The 17,525-nt window shown below is 53.6% G+C and carries 16 protein-coding genes and 2 pseudogenes; 4 read left to right on the top strand and 14 right to left on the bottom strand.

All coding sequences use genetic code 11. The features are described 5' to 3' along the window. Positions 1-65: 65 nt before the first annotated feature. From ACUTQ5_RS03960 to ACUTQ5_RS03920, 9 genes and pseudogenes are all read right to left on the bottom strand, one after another. A complete protein-coding gene (locus tag ACUTQ5_RS03960) occupies positions 66-761 on the bottom strand; it encodes an HAD family hydrolase (protein WP_445650171.1) in 696 nt (231 codons plus the stop codon). A gap of 20 nt (positions 762-781) precedes the next feature. Further along, positions 782-1,006: a tautomerase PptA gene (pptA, locus tag ACUTQ5_RS03955; protein ID WP_445650170.1), complete on the bottom strand. Its 225-nt coding sequence runs from the start codon at positions 1,004-1,006 to the stop codon at positions 782-784. Between the two features lie 22 nt (positions 1,007-1,028). After that, positions 1,029-1,679, bottom strand: a complete 651-nt coding sequence (upp, locus tag ACUTQ5_RS03950; RefSeq protein ID WP_445650169.1) for a uracil phosphoribosyltransferase — start codon at positions 1,677-1,679, stop codon at positions 1,029-1,031. A gap of 127 nt (positions 1,680-1,806) precedes the next feature. Then, on the bottom strand, positions 1,807-2,223 hold the full coding sequence (locus ACUTQ5_RS03945; protein WP_445650168.1) for an NUDIX hydrolase: 417 nt from the start codon (positions 2,221-2,223) through the stop codon (positions 1,807-1,809). A 12-nt stretch (positions 2,224-2,235) separates the two neighbouring features. Next, positions 2,236-3,417 carry a questin oxidase family protein gene (locus ACUTQ5_RS03940; RefSeq protein ID WP_445650167.1) on the bottom strand — a complete coding sequence of 394 codons (1,182 nt, stop codon included), beginning with the start codon at positions 3,415-3,417 and terminating at the stop codon, positions 2,236-2,238. Continuing rightward, on the bottom strand, positions 3,407-3,850 hold the full coding sequence (locus ACUTQ5_RS03935; protein ID WP_445650166.1) for a DMT family transporter: 444 nt from the start codon (positions 3,848-3,850) through the stop codon (positions 3,407-3,409). Before ACUTQ5_RS03935 ends, ACUTQ5_RS03940 begins: the two co-directional genes overlap by 11 nt. A gap of 11 nt (positions 3,851-3,861) precedes the next feature. Then, positions 3,862-4,320, bottom strand: a complete 459-nt coding sequence (locus tag ACUTQ5_RS03930) for a DMT family transporter (RefSeq protein WP_445650165.1) — start codon at positions 4,318-4,320, stop codon at positions 3,862-3,864. Between the two features lie 296 nt (positions 4,321-4,616). After that, complete coding sequence (gene dmsD, locus ACUTQ5_RS03925) at positions 4,617-5,234, bottom strand: Tat proofreading chaperone DmsD (RefSeq protein ID WP_445650164.1); 618 nt, start codon at positions 5,232-5,234, stop codon at positions 4,617-4,619. Positions 5,235-5,283: 49 nt separating this feature from the next. Next, a pseudogene (locus tag ACUTQ5_RS03920) lies at positions 5,284-5,994 on the bottom strand (DmsC/YnfH family molybdoenzyme membrane anchor subunit); the annotation flags it as partial. A 70-nt stretch (positions 5,995-6,064) separates the two neighbouring features. Here ACUTQ5_RS03920 and ACUTQ5_RS03915 point away from each other — a divergent pair. Further along, a pseudogene (locus ACUTQ5_RS03915) lies at positions 6,065-6,288 on the top strand (integrase core domain-containing protein); the annotation flags it as partial. Here ACUTQ5_RS03915 and serS read toward each other — a convergent pair. The 5 genes from serS to lrp all read right to left on the bottom strand — a co-directional run bounded on the left by serS (position 6,285) and on the right by lrp (position 14,207). Continuing rightward, a complete protein-coding gene (serS, locus tag ACUTQ5_RS03910; RefSeq protein WP_135315910.1) occupies positions 6,285-7,577 on the bottom strand; it encodes a serine--tRNA ligase in 1,293 nt (430 codons plus the stop codon). The pseudogene ACUTQ5_RS03915 and the gene serS sit on opposite strands and share 4 nt — an antisense overlap. A gap of 110 nt (positions 7,578-7,687) precedes the next feature. Then, complete coding sequence (locus tag ACUTQ5_RS03905; protein ID WP_445650163.1) at positions 7,688-9,031, bottom strand: replication-associated recombination protein A; 1,344 nt, start codon at positions 9,029-9,031, stop codon at positions 7,688-7,690. A 7-nt stretch (positions 9,032-9,038) separates the two neighbouring features. Then, positions 9,039-9,650, bottom strand: coding sequence for an outer membrane lipoprotein chaperone LolA (lolA, locus tag ACUTQ5_RS03900; protein WP_135315908.1), 612 nt, complete (start codon positions 9,648-9,650; stop codon positions 9,039-9,041). Positions 9,651-10,010: 360 nt separating this feature from the next. Beyond that, entirely contained in the window at positions 10,011-13,592 is a 3,582-nt protein-coding gene (locus ACUTQ5_RS03895; protein ID WP_445650162.1) for a DNA translocase FtsK 4TM domain-containing protein, read from the bottom strand. 120 nt (positions 13,593-13,712) lie between these two features. Then, on the bottom strand, positions 13,713-14,207 hold the full coding sequence (gene lrp, locus ACUTQ5_RS03890) for a leucine-responsive transcriptional regulator Lrp (protein ID WP_004928318.1): 495 nt from the start codon (positions 14,205-14,207) through the stop codon (positions 13,713-13,715). Between the two features lie 667 nt (positions 14,208-14,874). Here lrp and trxB point away from each other — a divergent pair. From trxB to gstA, 3 genes are all read left to right on the top strand, one after another. Next, a complete protein-coding gene (gene trxB / locus ACUTQ5_RS03885; RefSeq protein ID WP_153857332.1) occupies positions 14,875-15,846 on the top strand; it encodes a thioredoxin-disulfide reductase in 972 nt (323 codons plus the stop codon). Between the two features lie 77 nt (positions 15,847-15,923). After that, a complete protein-coding gene (locus tag ACUTQ5_RS03880; RefSeq protein WP_445650161.1) occupies positions 15,924-16,805 on the top strand; it encodes a LysR family transcriptional regulator in 882 nt (293 codons plus the stop codon). 95 nt (positions 16,806-16,900) lie between these two features. Further along, entirely contained in the window at positions 16,901-17,518 is a 618-nt protein-coding gene (gene gstA, locus ACUTQ5_RS03875; RefSeq protein WP_445650160.1) for a glutathione transferase GstA, read from the top strand. Positions 17,519-17,525 lie beyond the last annotated feature (7 nt).

Genomic DNA, 17,525 nt, shown 5'->3' with positions numbered 1-17,525 from the left:
AACTTTCACCATTAAGAAATAGCGCTGTCTGCGGCCCTGAATAACCAGTAATTCTTTTGCTGTTGTTAGCCTGCTGCTGCGCGACTAACGTCTCTGTGACGGCACCAGTCAACCACGGCGGCAAAAGAGCTTACAATAATGCTGGGCTCGGCCGCGGCCAGTACCTGACGATTTTGAATACCATAATCCACCGCGATCACCTGACAGCCAACCTGATGAGCCATCAATATGTCGTGCGTAGTATCCCCCACCATCACCGCATCGCTCGCCCTGACCTGATAGTGATCCAGGATTTTGTTGCCAGACTCCGGCGCCGGTTTTTTTTCCGTCACCTGATCGGCGCAAACCACCACATCAAACAGCGGGGCAATGCCCGCCGCTGCCAATAGCGAATTTGCACTGCGTGCGAACTTATTGGTAGTCACTGCCAGATGAAAACCCTCACTTTTCAACTGTTGCAGGCCCGCGGCGACGCCAGGAAATAACAGCGATGCCGCCATCGGTAAAATCAGCGTCTGAAACTGCCGTTGATACTCCGCCACGCAGTCAGTCACAGCCCTTCCATCGGCCTCCTGAGACAGCAATTGAGCAAAGGCACGCTCCAACGGCAGGCCTATCGTTTCACGAATCAGCTCATCGTCGGCCGGCTGTGGTAATTGCAGTTGTTGAAAGGTGGCACGAAAAGCGGACACAATCGCTCTCGCCGTATCAAACAGGGTGCCGTCAAGGTCAAACATAATGACTCGGAGTTCAGGTTTCATGGATGTCACCTTTTTTAGGGTCAGTAATTAGGGACTTTAATTAAGCAGTCTTTTTTATTTTCTATTTCCGGCCGATAGACCTGCGTCTGCCAGTCATCGGCAGACACCTGCTCTATTGCAATGGAAACGACGCCGGCATCGCACTGTAATGCTTGCGTAATAACCCGCGTTATCTCCTCTGCCAATGTATTCTTGGCGCTTTGGGAAAGTACCTGCGGAAAATGCTGAATTTTCACGTGCGGCATGTTTTTCCTTTGTAGAGTTTAATTACCCGTGACGGGTACCAAAGTAACGGTCACCGAAGTCGCCGATCCCCGGTTTCATAAAAGCCTGATCCGAGAGTCCCTGTTCAATGGACGACGTCACCAGTTGGATCGACGGGAAGCGGGTAAACAAACGATCGACCCCTACCGGCGATGCCAATACATTAACAACATAGATATTCTCCACCGGAACGCCTTGCTCCAACAGCGTTTCGATTGCCATGATCAGCGATCCGCCCGTGGCCAGCATAGGTTCAAATAGCAACACTGCGCGTTCGGCAATGTCGTCGGGGAAATGAGAGTAGAAATATTTGGGAAGCTTACTTTGCGGATTGCGTTGAATAAGTATTTTGCCTATCGGCTGGCCGCTAAACATTCTGCGATACTCACCCTCAAAACTTTCCCCGGCGCGGATCACCGAAACACCGCAAATACCACGGGCAAGTTTTAGCCCCGTGTAGGTTTCGCCAATTGGCGTAATCACCTCATTTTTTTCATAAGGCAGTAAGGTGGCAGCCTGCACCAACAGTTGGCGCAGCAGTTGATCGCTATAATATTCAAAGCAAGCGTGCTCCGCCTGCTTATTACGGATCTGAGTGTGCAAATAAGTAAGATAATGACTTGGGGCCAGCAGATGAATATTAGAAAGTTTCATAACCTTGTTCTTTTAACAGAGTAATAGATACATAAGCATCGCCCTTCACCTGTTTGGATGAAAGGAGAGCTTATATCGATTAAAAATAAAAGTCAGTCTGTAACTTATCAATATCAACAGGTAATAATCAGTCGATAAGATGCATTTCCTTTAACTCGTGCAATACTTTTGCTGCAACTGCAGAACAACGATGGCTGTCAGCATGGGTCAACCAGGTTATTTCTTCTATTTCGGCACTGGCTTTTACTTCGCCAATAAAGTCGGCAGAAAAACAATGTATCTTAACCATCACGCCTGCAGGTTTACCGTCGGCCTGCCCATGGAATTCGCCCAATGAAATAATACTGTCATTAATTAAATCAACGGAAAGTTCTTCTTTAATTTCTCGGGTCAGAGCTTCTCGATCGTTCTCTCCGATTTCCCGCTTGCCGCCAGGAATATAAAACGTCGTCTTGTTATACGAACGAGCCATCAGGACTTTTTTATCCTGGATATAAACCCAGCCTAATTTATCAATGAACTTTGCAGCAGGATTGTTATTCACTCTGTTGACCTCTCACTCCAGATTAGGTGCATGTTCAAACGACGGTGGCAATTGGGGTGTTGTGGTGAACTGATGTGCGGTGGCGCGATACAGGGTGCATTTGGTACGCAACCATAGCAGTTTCATCACATAAACCAGTTTTGGGTTATGCTCCTCTTCCTCCTCCACGGCTCGCGCGGTGAGCTGCAGCCACTCGCGTTCCCATAACGGATCGCGGATATCGTCGTATTCATCGGCATAAAGATGCTGGAGAGATTGTAACTTATCGGGGTGAGCCAAACTATCGGTAGCAAACAACATGCACTGCATCCCGACCCAGTAGCTGCAAAGCACCTCGCGCGCCTCTTGCTCAGGTAAATGCCCGGCGATTTGTTCCATGGCCAACAATGACGTCAACAAGTGCAGCAGCAGAAAATTCCCCGGAGTGGTCAGGTAGATTAATGTGACCGTTTGATAGAGTTGCGCCCAGGCCTGCTCGAGGCTCTGTTGCGTCAGCCACTCCGGTTGTCGATAAATTTCCTCATGCCCCTGATGCAACACGCAGGCAATGCGATATTGCAGACCGGAACGCTGTAATTCAGGATGGATGCGCGCCTTGATTTCCTCAGCAGGCGTTTCAATCACTGCGCTCTGCCAGGCCAACATCTCTTCCCGCCGTTGCTCCCAGCAGTTCGCTAAACGTAACACCGAGTCGAAGGCCTTTGACTCCCCAAGATGCGGGTCGTATCGGGAGCGTCGGTAATGACAGGGAACATACGAATAAGCCATATAGGCCAAGCCTTCGACGATCATCACTTCATGCTCGGCCAGCAATGCCCAGCCCAGATGAATGGTGCCGTGCGTCAACGAGCCCACCCAACCGTCGATCAGCTCCGGCAGGTAGCTGGCGAGCACCTGTTCACGACCCCGCTCGCGTATCTGCTGCCGGAAAAAATCGCAATAGGCACTGAAGCTGCTGCGCTTGCCCAGCAGGCTACGCCAGTTTGCGTCGTCAATCTGATACCTGGCTTTTCTTGGTGGCTCCAACCCCATGCCGTAAGGCGTCATGGCGGCATAGCGGCGGTAATACCAAAGGATACGTTCATCCGGCACACCCAACCCAGCCAAAGCGATAACGGCATGTTTAACATGATTGGTGAGATGCCCGTTAAACTCTATGTCATACCGCTGATCATCTAACAGTTCATTTATCATGATGATATTTCTCAAGTGTCGATAGGATGATCCCAATGGTGATCAGCGCCACTCCCAATAGCTGAATGAGATGACTGCGCCCACCTTGATTAATCACATCAAACAGCACGGCCGAGAACATCTGACCGCCAATAATTAATACCGAAGTATTCAGCGCCCCCATTTTGGGGAACACGTAGCTGCTGGTTGCCACGAACAGTGCGCCACACCCGCCACCAACCCAGGCGTATGCCGGAACCTGCCCCCAATGAAACTGCCCCAGCTGTTGCCAATAAAACGCCGCCACCAGCAGGGTCAGAAATAAGAAACCCACCGAGTGATTCCATAAGGAGGTGCGGAAGGCGCCAATAGAGGCGCTCAACTGACCATTAATCACCCTGGCAGAGCTAATAATCATCCCGTTTAATAGGGCAATAAAAATAAGCGTATCCACGTCATCGCTCCCTAAAGGCTATAGATAATAAGAAAACAGCCGGAAATAATCAGAGCAGAGATATACAGGCTACTACGTGTCATTTTTCGTTTTTTTGAGCCGAATAAACCAAAGTGATCTGAGACAAAGCCGAATAATAATTGCCCAACCAAACCAAGAGAAATTGTACTGGAGAGAGGGATGCCACCGTTAATTGCCATCGTCGCCAAAATGACGGTAAAGGCTCCGGGAATACCACCAAGATAGAGCCACCAGGATCGTTTCTGTGGTTTATTATTCGATTCCTTAGGATTTTTTTTAACAAATAATAAAATAAGCAACAATGAACTCAACATGCCAATACCGTGAGCCACCCATGAGGCGACGACAGAAGAGGTTTGTTCAGACAGAGCGCTGTTGGCTTGAAACATTAAGGTAAGAAAAAAACCGCTAAGAATAGCGATGAAAATATTTTTAAAATTGCCAATCATAATGTGTAACCTGCGCATTAAAAAACCACTAAGGTGATTTTACAATCCTTGTACAGCAAAGCCTTAAGAACGATGCCAAGAAGCTTTTACTCATATAATCCGCAAAAAAACTACACCTATCGATAAAGCATGTCAATGAAATGTTAAGATTGATTTAATAATTCATTAAACTTAAACATTCAGGGGATTGATGAGGAAACAGGGGAGGAGGCACTGGCGATAACCAGCCCCTTTTATGGCTCGATGCGGAGGGTAAACCAGGAACAGCCGCCTACTTTGGCGGCCGTTCCTTGGTATCAGAAATGCAGATCTAAAGTTTCAACTTCAGCAGAGCATTCGGCAGCCCAAGCGCTCAGAGTGATCTGCGCCAATTGCGCCAGCCCCTGATAGAAAGGATGTTGCGCATTCGCCTGCAGCAATTCCAGATAGCGCGGTGCCCAAGGCAACAAATGTTTGGTCAGCAATTGCTCCACCAACCCACCCTGATGCTCTTCGGCTAACCATGCCACCATCATCAACAAAGTACCGATGTGATCTTCCGGCTCGTTGCGATCGTGTTGCGCGTCGATACCATTGGAACGCAACCACCTGCGCAGGCGCAAAGTGGAATTGCCAAACAGCACGTTCTCTTTGTCCAGATACACCGAACCCCATAACGGAGCCGGTAAAGTGTCAGGCCCGACAAACAAACGTTGGTAAGCCTCCGCCAGCGACTCCTCTTGTTCATCTTCAATGCCGCTGGCGATCAGTGCTGCCGCCGTCTGCAACTGTTCGGCGTCGCCATAAGGCCACTCTTTGACCCACTCAGATTCAGACAAGGTTGCCAACAGTTGTTGACCGTCTACACTTTCTGGCGGTGCATACAACAACACACCCAGCACCCGGCCCGTTAAAGCGATATTTTCAAGCGTCATAAATCAAGGATCCTGTTAAGGGCACAGCAAACTGTGCCTGACGACAATATTAACCGGTTACCGCCATGCCAACGGTCATATGCAGGCCGTAGAACACACCACGGCCTACCAACTCACCGGCGATAACCAAAATCAAACCTAAACCCATCCCTATCACGCTCGCGTTACCCCGGCGTAACAGTGGGCAAATCCAACAGCCTAAACCTGACACCACCAACACCAGCCGCCCAACCATTAACTGGCCATATTACGGTATCAGCGTTGACGCCTGCTGTACCGAGCTATTGATACTGGCCAACTCATAGCCTTGCATCATCACTGCGCACAGGCTTGCCAACAGTGCCACCACGCTAAGAATAGCCAGTGGATAACGGGCTAATACCGCTAATCCAGCCGCACGCAGCAATAAAACGCCCAGCAACGGCCCGCCGATCAGCGTCGTCAGGAAAAAGTTCAGCGTAGTGTAACCGTTATGCCAGGTTGGCACAGTATCGATTTGATACCCCCGCGTCATGGCGTAAACAAAGACCACGCCCAGCGCCATGGTCACCCACAGCCATACTTTCCCCAACGTCGATGGCATTCTGCCCAGTATCGCCAGCAGCCAATAAAAACCCCCGACGGCAAAGAACAACGCGCCACTGGCAATTTCGTTGCTCAACGCCGAAGCGCCAACGCGGTTTAACGAGTTGAACGCACGTAACGGTGCCCCCAGATGTAGCGTAGTAGCGACAAAAGCGATGCCCATCAGCAACCACAAAGAACATTGAGCGATGAACCGCCCGGTTCTGCTGCTCATTCAGATTGCCACCGATCACCGCCCCCGCCATAATGCGCTGGCGGAACGGGTAAACGGGATACTGAAAATGGAATACCTGCTCAGCAGACCGAAAGATATCGGGCAGGTAAGGAAGATGGTCAGGGAGTCGGTGGAAATCTACAACACACAGCGACCGCATCTGTCGCTACAATACAAAACGCCCGATGAAGTTCACCGGGCGTTATAAGACTGAAAAGTGTCAGCCTATATCAGGACTCGTCACTAATTTGTTAACCGATATATTCCAGCCCACCCATATATGGGCGTAATACTTCCGGTACCTGAATACGGCCATCAGCCTGCTGGTAGTTTTCTAGCACGGCCACCAGCGTACGACCGACCGCCAGACCAGAACCGTTCAGCGTATGCACCAGGCGCGGCTTCTTCTCGGTTTTGCTGCGGCAGCGGGCCTGCATGCGGCGTGCCTGGTAATCCCACATGTTGGAGCAGGATGAGATCTCGCGGTAAGTGTCCTGCGCCGGCAGCCACACTTCGAGATCGTAGGTCTTGCACGAGCCTGCGCCCATGTCACCGGTACACAGCAACATTTTACGGTACGGCAGGTTCAGCAGCTGCAGCACTTTCTCTGCATGACCGGTCAGCTCTTCCAGCGTAGCCATCGAGTCTTCCGGACGGACGATCTGCACCATCTCAACTTTGTCGAACTGGTGCATGCGGATCAAACCACGGGTGTCACGGCCATAAGAACCGGCTTCGGCACGGAAACAAGGCGTATGCGCAGTCATCTTCAGCGGCAGAGACTCCTCTTCCAGGATCTCGTCGCGCACCAGGTTGGTCAATGGCACTTCTGCGGTTGGAATCAGCGCGTAGTTGCTGCTGTCGGATTCTTCTTCCAGCGGTTTGGTGTGGAACAGGTCTTCACCAAATTTCGGCAACTGGCCGGTACCGAACAATGTGGCATGGTTAACCAGGTAAGGAACGTAAGTTTCCTGGTAGCCGTGTTGTTCGGTATGCAGATCCAGCATGAACTGGGATAACGCACGGTGCATGCGGGCAATTTGCCCTTTCATCACCACAAAGCGAGAACCGGTCAGTTTTACCGCAGCGGCAAAGTCCAGACCACCGGCCATTTCGCCCAGATCGACATGATCGCGTACCGGGAAATCATACTGGCGCGGTTCGCCCCAACGGCTGACTTCCAGGTTATCGCTGTCATCTTTGCCGTCTGGTACTTCATCGTCAGGCAGGTTCGGGATCGCCAACGCATAGTCACGGATTTCAGCCTGCAGCTGATCCAGCGCGGCCTTGGCCGTGTCCAGCTTGTCACCCAGTTCGTTTACTTCGCGACGCAGCGGCTCAATGTCTTCCCCGCGCGCTTTAGCCGCGCCGATGGATTTCGATCGGGAGTTACGTTCTGCCTGCAGCGTTTCGGTTTCTACCTGCAGAACTTTGCGACGCTCTTCTTGAGAACGCAGCAGATCCAGATCGAGTTTAAAGCCTCGGCGAGCCAGTTTGACGGCGACTGCGTCTAGCTCATTACGCAGCAGATTGGGATCGAGCATGCTAATCCTGTGCTTATTGTTATTGAAAGAAAATTTGATGTTTTATTCGGCTGAATTTATAGCCGTATAAAGGAAGAGTGATACCCGCTAACCTTACCGCAACGGCAACGCTAGCGATAGCGTTTTGTCTGGCTATTTTGATCCTGCTCAGCCAGCCATGCCAGCTTTTCACCAATTTTACCTTCCAGCCCACGTGAGGTTGGATGATAGTAACGTGTTTTGGCCATTTCGGGTGGGAAGTAATCCTCGCCGGCAGCATAGGCATTAGGTTCATCGTGGGCGTAACGATATTCTGCACCCAGCCCCATTTCCTTCATCAGCTTGGTTGGCGCATTGCGCAGATGTTCGGGGACGTCATAATCAGCCATCTCTTTGGCATCACGAATTGCCGCTTTGAAGGCGGTGTAAACCGCGTTACTTTTTGGCGCGCAGGCCAGATAGACGATAGCCTGGGCAATCGCCCGTTCGCCTTCCGCCGGGCCGACGCGGGTAAAGCAGTCCCAGGCCGCGATGGCGACCTGCATGCCGCGCGGGTCGGCATTACCCACATCTTCTGAAGCAATCGCCAGCAACCGGCGCGCCACGTACAGTGGATCGCCCCCGGCGGTGATAATACGTGCATACCAGTACAACGCCGCATCCGGCGCTGAACCACGCACCGATTTATGCAGCGCCGAGATCAGATCGTAAAAGCGGTCGCCTTTATTATCGAAACGCGCACTGCGTTCGCCAGAGACCTCTTTCAGTAATTCCGCCGTCAGCACGCGAATGCCTTTGGCGTTGATCTCCGCCATGTCCGCCATCATCTCCAGGCTGTTCAGCGCCCGGCGAGCGTCGCCGCCGACCAGCTCTGATAACATGCGACGCGTCTCTTCCGGCAGTTCGATATTCTGGCCGCCAAAGCCCCGGCTGCTGTCCTGCATCGCCTGATCCAGCACCTGGCTGATATCCTCGGCGGTCAGCGCCTTCAGCAAATAAACACGGGCCCGTGACAACAGCGCCGAGTTAAGCTCAAAAGACGGGTTTTCGGTGGTGGCGCCGATAAAAGTGATGGTGCCGTCTTCAATATGTGGCAGGAAGGCATCCTGCTGGCTTTTGTTGAAGCGATGAACCTCATCGACAAACAGAATAGTGCGGCGACCGGCGTCACGGTTTTGGCGTGCACGCTCGATCGCCTCGCGGATCTCTTTGATCCCGGACGTGACGGCAGAAATACGCTCGACGTCCGCCTGGCCATAACGGCCGATCAATTCTGCCAGCGTCGTTTTCCCGGTGCCCGGAGGCCCCCACAGAATCATCGAATGCAGTTGCCCCGCCTCGATAGCGCGCGGCAAAGGCTTGCCGGCGGCCAGCAGATGCTGCTGGCCGATATACTGTGCCAATGTGGTCGGCCGCATCCGCGCGGCCAACGGTTGGAACTCATTCTGGGAAAAATCGAGCGACATATTACTCACGCGGACCTCACTGGCGCTGGTCGTCCAGCGTCACCCCCTTCGGCGGGGTAAATTTAAATTTGCTGGCATCGGCAGCAACGTTCTGCTGGCTTTTCAGCGCGTAAGAACTGCGCTGCCCGTCCTGCTCAACCGCGGCAAAACTGCGGATAGTGCCGCTGTTATCCACGCTAATGGCGAACTGCTTCAGGTTACCGCTGCTTGATTTTGGCGTCAGCTCAAAATCATTACCTTTCTGTTTAACGTTGTACTGTTTCCAGTCATTGGCGTTATTGCGGGTAATCAGCATAAACGGCGTATTGCCGGTAGCATTTTTCAGCCAGGTGGCGGTTACCTGCTCAACAAAGGGGTTGTAGAACCACAGGGTCTGACCGTCTGACACCAGCACGCTCTCGTCTGGCGAGGTCATGTGCCAGTTAAACAGGTTGGGACGTTTCACCCAAAGCTCACCTTCACCCTGCTGTACCGCAGCGCCATCGCTGCTGGTCACGGTCTGGGAGAAGCTGGCGTGGAAACTGTTCACTTTCGCCAGGCGACTTTGCAAATCCTGCGCGGCGTCGGCCAGCACAGAGGTGGAAGCGAATCCCGAAAGCAGACAACAGGCAACTAACAGTTTTTTCATTATTCCAGATACCTTATGAAATGCGTTAACCGCAAGGCGGTGCCGTGCGGGTCAAATGAACCCTCAACACCTTTACTCTACCCGAAGCCATTCGCCGGCAGATAGGCCAATGTTCCGAGAAGCCGATGGGTTTACGCTTCTTTGCACAAGGGCCGCTAAGCGGCCCTTATATGTTGCTGACAAAGCAGGAAAAAGCGTGGTTTTTCCTGCTTTGTGGTGACCAGCCGAAAATCAATAAATTGATTTTCCTTGTTTTTTATTTATCGAACTCTATTCGCTCTGTGCAGGAATGAGGTTTGTCATCAGTCTGAAGGGCCGCTAAGCGGCCCTTTTAATTAAATAACAACGATTAAAACTTCATCAGTCATGCCGTGGCGGTGCCAGCACCTCGCGGTTACCGTTGTGCCCCTGCTCGCTGACGATGCCCTGCGCTTCCATCTGTTCGATGATACGCGCAGCGCGGTTATAACCGATGCGGAACTGACGCTGTACGCCGGAGATAGAGGCGCGGCGTTTATCCACCACAAACTCCACCGCCTGATCAAACAACGGATCCAGCTCTTCGTCACCGTCCAGACCGCCGCCAGTTCCACCCTCACCGTCGTCACCAGCGCTGAGGATACCCTCTTTATATTGAGGGCGCTCACGCGCTTTCCAATCCTTAACCACCGCATGCACCTCCTGATCGCGCACAAATGCACCATGCACACGGACCGGAATCGAGGAGTTAGGGGCCAGATAAAGCATGTCCCCCATCCCTAGCAGGGATTCAGCACCGCCCTGATCGAGGATGGTACGGGAGTCAATCTTGCTGGACACGGTAAAGGCGATACGGGTCGGGATGTTGGCCTTGATAAGACCGGTGATCACATCCACCGACGGACGCTGGGTTGCCAGCACCAGGTGAATCCCCGCTGCACGCGCTTTCTGCGCCAGACGAGCGATCAGTTCCTCAACCTTTTTGCCGACCGTCATGATCAGATCGGCAAACTCGTCGACCATCACCACGATATAAGGCTCTTTCTCCAGTACCGGCGGCGTCATGTCCATGCTGTCGGTCGGTTTCCAGAACGGATCCGGGATCGGACGCCCCATGGCTTCGGCCTGATCGACGCGTTCGTTATAGCCGGCCAGGTTACGCACACCGAGCGCAGACATCAGCTTGTAGCGACGCTCCATCTCGGCGACGCACCAACGCAGGGCGTTAGCGGCGTCTTTCATGTCGGTGACCACATCCGTCAACAGGTGCGGAATACCTTCATAAACCGACAGCTCCAGCATTTTCGGGTCGATCATGATAAAGCGCACTTCTTTCGGCGTGGCCTTATACAAGATGCTCAGGATCATGGCATTGACCCCAACCGACTTACCGGAACCGGTGGTACCTGCTACCAACAGATGCGGCATTTTCGCCAGGTCGGCCACCACCGGTTCGCCAGAAATATCTTTACCCAGGACGATTGCCAGCGGCGACGGATTATCGCGGAACGCCGGGCAGTCCAGCACTTCTCGCAGATAGACCGTCTGACGTTTGACGTTAGGCAGTTCCAACCCGACATAAGGCTTGCCGGGGATCACTTCCACCACACGTACCGCCGAGGTTGACAGTGAACGCGCCAGGTCACGCGACAGGTTGGAAATGCGTGCAGCCTTGACACCCGGAGCCAAATCCAGCTCGAAACGGGTGATGACCGGCCCTGGCAAAATATCTACCACATCGGCTTTCACCCGGTAATCGGCCAGGCTGGCTTCTACCAAACGCGCCTTTTGTTCCAACGCGAAGGAATCTACCGGCTCCACCTCTTTCGGGGCTTCTGTCAGCAAATCCAGCGTCGGCAACGGCGTGGTCGGTTTTTGCAACGGCATTTCGTTACGCATCAGGAACGGGTGGATCAGGCTGTCCATTCCCGGCTGCTGCACGGCAGCAGGCTCCGGTTGTGCCACAGGCTGCTGATAGGCAGGTGGCTGTTGCTGCACCGGTTGCTGCTGCGCTGGTTGATAAGCTGGCTGCGCAGGCTGATAGGATTGTTGTACCGGCGGGGTCTGAGGCTGAGGCGGCGACGGATAAACCGGCGCGGTGGGCTCAAACTGACCGAAAGGCACATCATCTTCACGCTCGCTTTGCAGCTCAATACGTTCTTCCAACTGTGGCGACAGGGTAAACAGTGGCTCAACCGGGCCATCATCAACCAAATCATCCATCGGCGAGAAGCCAAATGCATTGCGGGTATCTACCGGCGTAGTTGGCGCCACCGATGGAGCCTCTGGCTGACCATAACGCTGGCTTTGCTGGTCGGCAAACGCCTGACGCAGCGCGGCTTCCTGCAGAACAGCTTCATCATCCAGATTATCCGACTCGGACTCCCCGCCGTAACGCTGGCTTTGCTGCTCGGCAAACGCCTGACGCAGCGCGGCTTCCTGCAGAGCAGCTTCATCATCTTGCGAAAGATTTTCAGCCTGTTGCAATGGCTCGTCGTCCCCCCGGGTGCGCTGTTCCTGTTCGGCCATACGCTGCGAAGGCAGCTTGATGCCGTAGGAAGCCAGTTCACGCCGGGTCGGAATGCGCACCGGGTTCGGGCGCGGCAATTCAGGGCCGAGGCCTTGTTTCACCTGTGAATTCGCGTCACTGGTGGCGCTAAAGGCCGGCATAAAGGTATTGGCGGCAACAGCACCGGCAATTGCCGTCGCTGCGGCAGGTGCCTGAGGTTTCGCGCTGCCAAAGGGTGAAACGGCAGGCTCGGCGGCACTGAAACCGGCCGGAGCAGTGACATCCACGTGCTCACGTTGGGCGGCAGAGAAATCAAATGGAGAATGCTCGTGCGACGGCGATGCGGCCGGAGCATCCCAATTCCCCATACGCGGCTCGTCGTCGTCCTGGTAAGGATCAATCGGACGTGTCGTCTTAGGCGTTGGTGTCTCTTCAGGGATCTCAAACGAATACAGCGGCGGCGCAGTGTTTTCCGCTACCGCGGTCATCGGATGCTGGTTCACCGAAGCCGGAGCCGGGGGGGCCGCAGTGACCGACGAGGCCTGGGCCACAACAGGTGCCGCTGTGGCCGGTACACTGGTTGGCGCTGGCGCAACAGGTGTGATATTCGCATCATCGTCATCATTAGCCCGCAGGCCGCTGAGCAACGGATCTTCGGCATCTTCCGCCGCCATTTTGGCGGTTTCCGTGACCGAAGGCGCAGAGAACAATACGTCATCTTCCGCTGCATTGGCCGCCGTCGTCGTGGCAGCTACCGCAAGCGCGGCTTCCTTGTCTGCAGACTCGGGCTGCTCTTCGACGTAGCGGTCGTCATCGTCGTAATAACGGTCTTCACGGCGTGAACGGTTGGTCATAAAGGTCACCGTCCCCAGCACCACGCCGCCGATACGCTCGGCGATCACCAGCCAGGACCAGCCGGTAAACAACGTCAGCCCTGCAGCCCAAACGCATAGCAGCCCCAGGGTGGCGCCAATACCGTTGAACCACGGCAACATGGCGTTGCTCAGCAAACTGCCGATCACACCGCCGGATGCGAAGTAATAGAGATCGTCGACATTCAATGCCGCCAGGCCACATGAAGTGAGTACCAGCGCCAACGTGCCGATCAGGCGCAGTGAAAGCGCAAAATAGTCGATGTATTCGCCGCCGCCGCGCTGGCGATAAGCGGCCCAGCACAACACCAGCATGATCGGCGGTATCGCATAGGCGAGTACCCCGAAGGTGAAGAACAATGTGTCGGCCATCCAGGCCCCGACGCCACCGCCCAGGTTATGAATAGGCTCATGCCACGCGGTCTGCGACCAGCTCGGATCAGACGGATTGAAACTGACCAAGGCAGCCATGAGGTAAATGGCAAAAATGGCTACCACAATCAACACAGCTTCAAGCAAACGGCGGCCGCTACTGAGTTTTCTCAAGGTAACTTCTTTATCTTCTGTATATTCCTGGCTCAAGAAAGGCTCTCCAGGTTCCTGTTAGCTGACATAGCAACAGCGCCGAGAAGCTTCCCCGGCGCCGAAACTGTATGAATAAACAGGAGTGTAACCAATTTAATCAGGTTTTGCACCTGCACCCTACCGTGTTTTGATAACCAGACGGTTACTCTGTTTCACTTCTTCCATTACCACGTACGTACGGGTGTCGTTAACCCCCGGTAGACGCAGCAAGGTTTCACCAAGCAACTTACGGTAAGCCGACATATCCGGCACGCGGGTTTTCAACAGATAGTCGAAATCACCGGACACCAGATGACACTCCTGAATTTCTTCAAGTTTCTGTACTGCCGAGTTGAATTGCTCAAACACATCCGGCGCACCGCGGTTCAACGTGATTTCTACGAAGACCAGCAGGGACGCATCCAGATAATGCGGATTGAGCAAAGCGGTATAACCATGAATAAAACCCTGGCGCTCAAGGCGGCGCACACGTTCTAAACATGGGGTTGGGGATAACCCCACGCGCTTGGAAAGCTCAACGTTCGAAATACGCCCATCCTTCTGCAGTTCGTTCAGGATATTGCGGTCGATACGGTCGAGATCTTTACCCGGGCGTTTCTTATTGTCTGCCATTATTATTGTCTCTCTTATTTTCTTCCCTGCACTTGCCACACCCTAACCAACGTCAATGTGTAAGGGTTCGTTCCAAGCGAAGACCCGATGCCTGTTTATGCTTCACTACCATCATCTCCCCTGGTGCAGCCTGTCTGTCAAATCCTGCACCGGGTTTTTAAATGATGTTATTTGCAAGAAGAATTCCCCTGCTTGCACGCTGTCCCCTCACCTGCCGCACGAACCTTCAGCAACGGCGCAAAATTCTGCACCAACGCTGTAAATACGTACGATTTACTGTAGGGACAGGGATAATTTCTTCTTCCTATGATGTTTTCGCAAATGCGCAGCGGATTGTCAAAGTAAAAGAAGCAAAATCAGAAGAACGTACCGTCATGAAAAGTTAGCACCCCGTTTTTAGTTATGAATCGCTGGCTTGAAAAGCCCACAGTCAATGCGCTTAAACCCGCTAAATGGGCTGTTTCCGGTCAATGGAGTAAAGAGCGGAGATGAGTGATTTCCATAAGTTAAATTGCTGCGCTTTACGCTCTCTTTAGCGGCAATTTAATAATTAATAGGTAATGGCTATCAAACAAATCGTTAACAACATCCCCTGGCGCTTTTTTTAATGCTGCATTTTCCCTACAATCGGATCCATTGTCCGCCATTGTGGGAAAAGAGGATATTCATGGGCACGGCTAAACACAGCAAATTATTGATCCTGGGCTCCGGCCCGGCGGGCTATACCGCCGCAGTTTACGCAGCGCGCGCCAACCTGAACCCGGTGTTAATTACCGGTATGGAGCAAGGGGGTCAGTTGACCACCACCACCGAAGTGGAAAACTGGCCGGGTGATGCCGAAGGCCTGACCGGCCCGGCGCTGATGGAGCGTATGCGCGAGCATGCTGAAAAATTCCAGACCGAGATTGTGTTTGATCACATCAACAGCGTTGACCTGCAGAACCGTCCGTTCCGCCTGTTTGGCGACAGCGGCGAATACACCTGTGATGCACTGATTATCGCCACTGGCGCCTCGGCCCGTTACCTTGGTCTGCCTACCGAAGAAGCTTTCAAAGGCAAAGGCGTGTCTGCCTGTGCCACCTGTGACGGTTTCTTCTACCGTAATCAGAAAGTCGCGGTGGTCGGTGGTGGCAACACTGCCGTGGAAGAAGCACTGTATTTGTCCAACATCGCCGCCGAAGTTCACCTGATTCACCGCCGTGACAGCTTCCGTTCCGAGAAGATCCTGATCAACCGGCTGATGGAGAAAGTGAAAAACGGCAATATCGTGCTGCACACCGACCATACTCTGGATGAAGTGCTGGGCGATCAAATGGGCGTGACCGGCGTACGTATCCGTAGCACCAAAGCGGAAAACCAAACGCAGGAACTGGAACTGGCCGGCGTGTTTATCGCTATCGGCCACAGCCCGAACACCAGTATTTTCGGTGGTCAGCTGGAGCTTGAGAACGGCTACATCAAGGTGCAGTCCGGCATTCACGGCAATGCCACCCAGACCACCATTCCGGGCGTATTCGCCGCCGGCGACGTGATGGACCACATCTACCGCCAGGCGATCACCTCTGCCGGGACCGGTTGTATGGCGGCATTGGACGCTGAACGTTATCTGGACGGCATCGCTGGCGCAGAAGTGCTGTAACCACACACTGTCATTTTGAAAAGCGGCTATCACAGCCGCTTTTTTTGTTCCTGCAAGTTAAGTCGGACGGTGATTCGATGCACAATCTTCTCCACTGGCGTTTATTGGTTGCGGTAGCCGACAGAGGTAAAATCACCCAAGCGGCAAGCCAATGCGGCATGACCCAATCCGCCGCCAGTCAGGCCATCGCTCAGTTGGAAGAGCAACTGCAAACTCTGCTACTGGTTCGCCTGCCGCACAGCGTTGCACTTACCCAGAGTGGTGAACAAATTGTCATTCACGCTCGCGCCATGCTGGTCGGGCTGGATGCTATCCAACACTACGCGCAGCAGGCAAAAAGCGCGCACGCCGGCAAGATACGCCTGGCCAGTTTCCCCTCCGCATTCTCCCTGTTACTGCCGCCGTTATTACGTAAATTCCGCCGTCGCTATCCCGCGATAGAACTAATTCAGTTGGAAGGTACCGACTTGGAAGTAGAAAACTGGCTGGCGCTGGAAACCGCCGACGTCGGTGTAGTGTTGAACCCAAATCGAGAACGGCAAAGCTCCCCATTGGGCCAGGATCCGTGGCTGGCAGTGACCGCCAGTCATCATCCCCTGGCCAGGGGGCGACAACCGGTGGCGTTCAGCACACTGGTCAAACAGCCGTTTGTGCTGGCAACCGGCGGCTGCTATTTTAATGCGCAACTCTTGGCACAGCAGGCCGGGTTGGCGTTAACCGATGTACGCGTGACCGTCAGTGACTGGAACACCGCGCTGACGCTGGTACGGGAAGACACCGGTGTGTCGTTGATACCAGCCTCGGTGATACCGGCCGGTATCTCGGGTATTTGCGCATTGCCTTTGGCTACACCGCTTTATCGTCATTTTGGTCTGGTCTGTTCGTTTGGCGGCGCAGCTTCAGCGCCGGTACAGACCCTGCTGCAATATTTGCAACAGCACCTGCCCGTCAGTAGCTGAGCTGATAACAGGTTTCTGATATTTTAATTTTTCAGTTGGCAGCACCAACGGCATTCTGGCGAGCAAGCGATTTCGCTTCTTAGCCAGGAACTGCCATGAAACTCTACTTTGCCCCCGATACCTGTTCACTCTCTCCACATATCGTTTTACGAGAATTGGGGTTGCCGTTCGAACTGATCCGGGTCAATAACCGCACCAAACGCGGCGCCGACGGCCGGGACTTTTATCAGGTGAATCCCAAAGGCTACGTCGCCGCCCTGATGCTGGACGACGAACGGGTGATTACCGAAGGGACTGCCATAGTGCAATATTTGGCAGATCTGCGCCCCGACGCCGCACTGGCCCCTCCAGCCGCGTCTTTCGAACGGGTACGTCTACAGGAATGGCTGAACTTCATTACCAGCGAGATCCACGCCGGCTCCAGTCCTTTGTTCAACCCGGCGCTGCCGGAAGAGGTCAAAACGCTGTTTCGCGACAAGCTGCGTCGCCGCCTCAATTACCTTGCACAGGCGCTGGACGAACAACCTTTCCTACTGGGTGAATGCTTTAGCGTAGCGGATGCCTATTTATTTACCGTGCTGCGTTGGATGGCCCAGTTTTCCATCGAACTGAAAGACTGGCCATCGTTAACCCGATATAGGGCTCAGATCGCCCAACGCGAATCGGTCCAGGCCGCCCTGGCCGCGGAAGCCGCGAGTCAGGAGGTGAAATAACCCGGCG

This window comes from Serratia sp. NA_112.1 (assembly GCF_052691715.1).
The sequence above is the reverse complement of the archived record's forward strand: the minus strand, read 5'-3'. Positions and strand labels throughout refer to the sequence as shown.

Bases quoted from the DNA above. Each gene is read 5' to 3' on its own strand.
- serS (WP_135315910.1), bottom strand. From the start codon at position 7,577: ATGCTCGATCCCAATCTGCTGCGTAATGAGCTAGACGCAGTCGCCGTC.
- ACUTQ5_RS03960 (WP_445650171.1), bottom strand. From the start codon at position 761: ATGAAACCTGAACTCCGAGTCATTATGTTTGACCTTGACGGCACCCTG.
- lolA (WP_135315908.1), bottom strand. From the start codon at position 9,650: ATGAAAAAACTGTTAGTTGCCTGTTGTCTGCTTTCGGGATTCGCTTCC.
- dmsD (WP_445650164.1), bottom strand. From the start codon at position 5,234: ATGACGCTTGAAAATATCGCTTTAACGGGCCGGGTGCTGGGTGTGTTG.
- ACUTQ5_RS03940 (WP_445650167.1), bottom strand. From the start codon at position 3,417: ATGATAAATGAACTGTTAGATGATCAGCGGTATGACATAGAGTTTAAC.
- ACUTQ5_RS03930 (WP_445650165.1), bottom strand. From the start codon at position 4,320: ATGATTGGCAATTTTAAAAATATTTTCATCGCTATTCTTAGCGGTTTT.
- lrp (WP_004928318.1), bottom strand. From the start codon at position 14,207: ATGGCAGACAATAAGAAACGCCCGGGTAAAGATCTCGACCGTATCGAC.
- trxB (WP_153857332.1), top strand. From the start codon at position 14,875: ATGGGCACGGCTAAACACAGCAAATTATTGATCCTGGGCTCCGGCCCG.
- ACUTQ5_RS03880 (WP_445650161.1), top strand. From the start codon at position 15,924: ATGCACAATCTTCTCCACTGGCGTTTATTGGTTGCGGTAGCCGACAGA.
- gstA (WP_445650160.1), top strand. From the start codon at position 16,901: ATGAAACTCTACTTTGCCCCCGATACCTGTTCACTCTCTCCACATATC.
- upp (WP_445650169.1), bottom strand. From the start codon at position 1,679: ATGAAACTTTCTAATATTCATCTGCTGGCCCCAAGTCATTATCTTACT.
- pptA (WP_445650170.1), bottom strand. From the start codon at position 1,006: ATGCCGCACGTGAAAATTCAGCATTTTCCGCAGGTACTTTCCCAAAGC.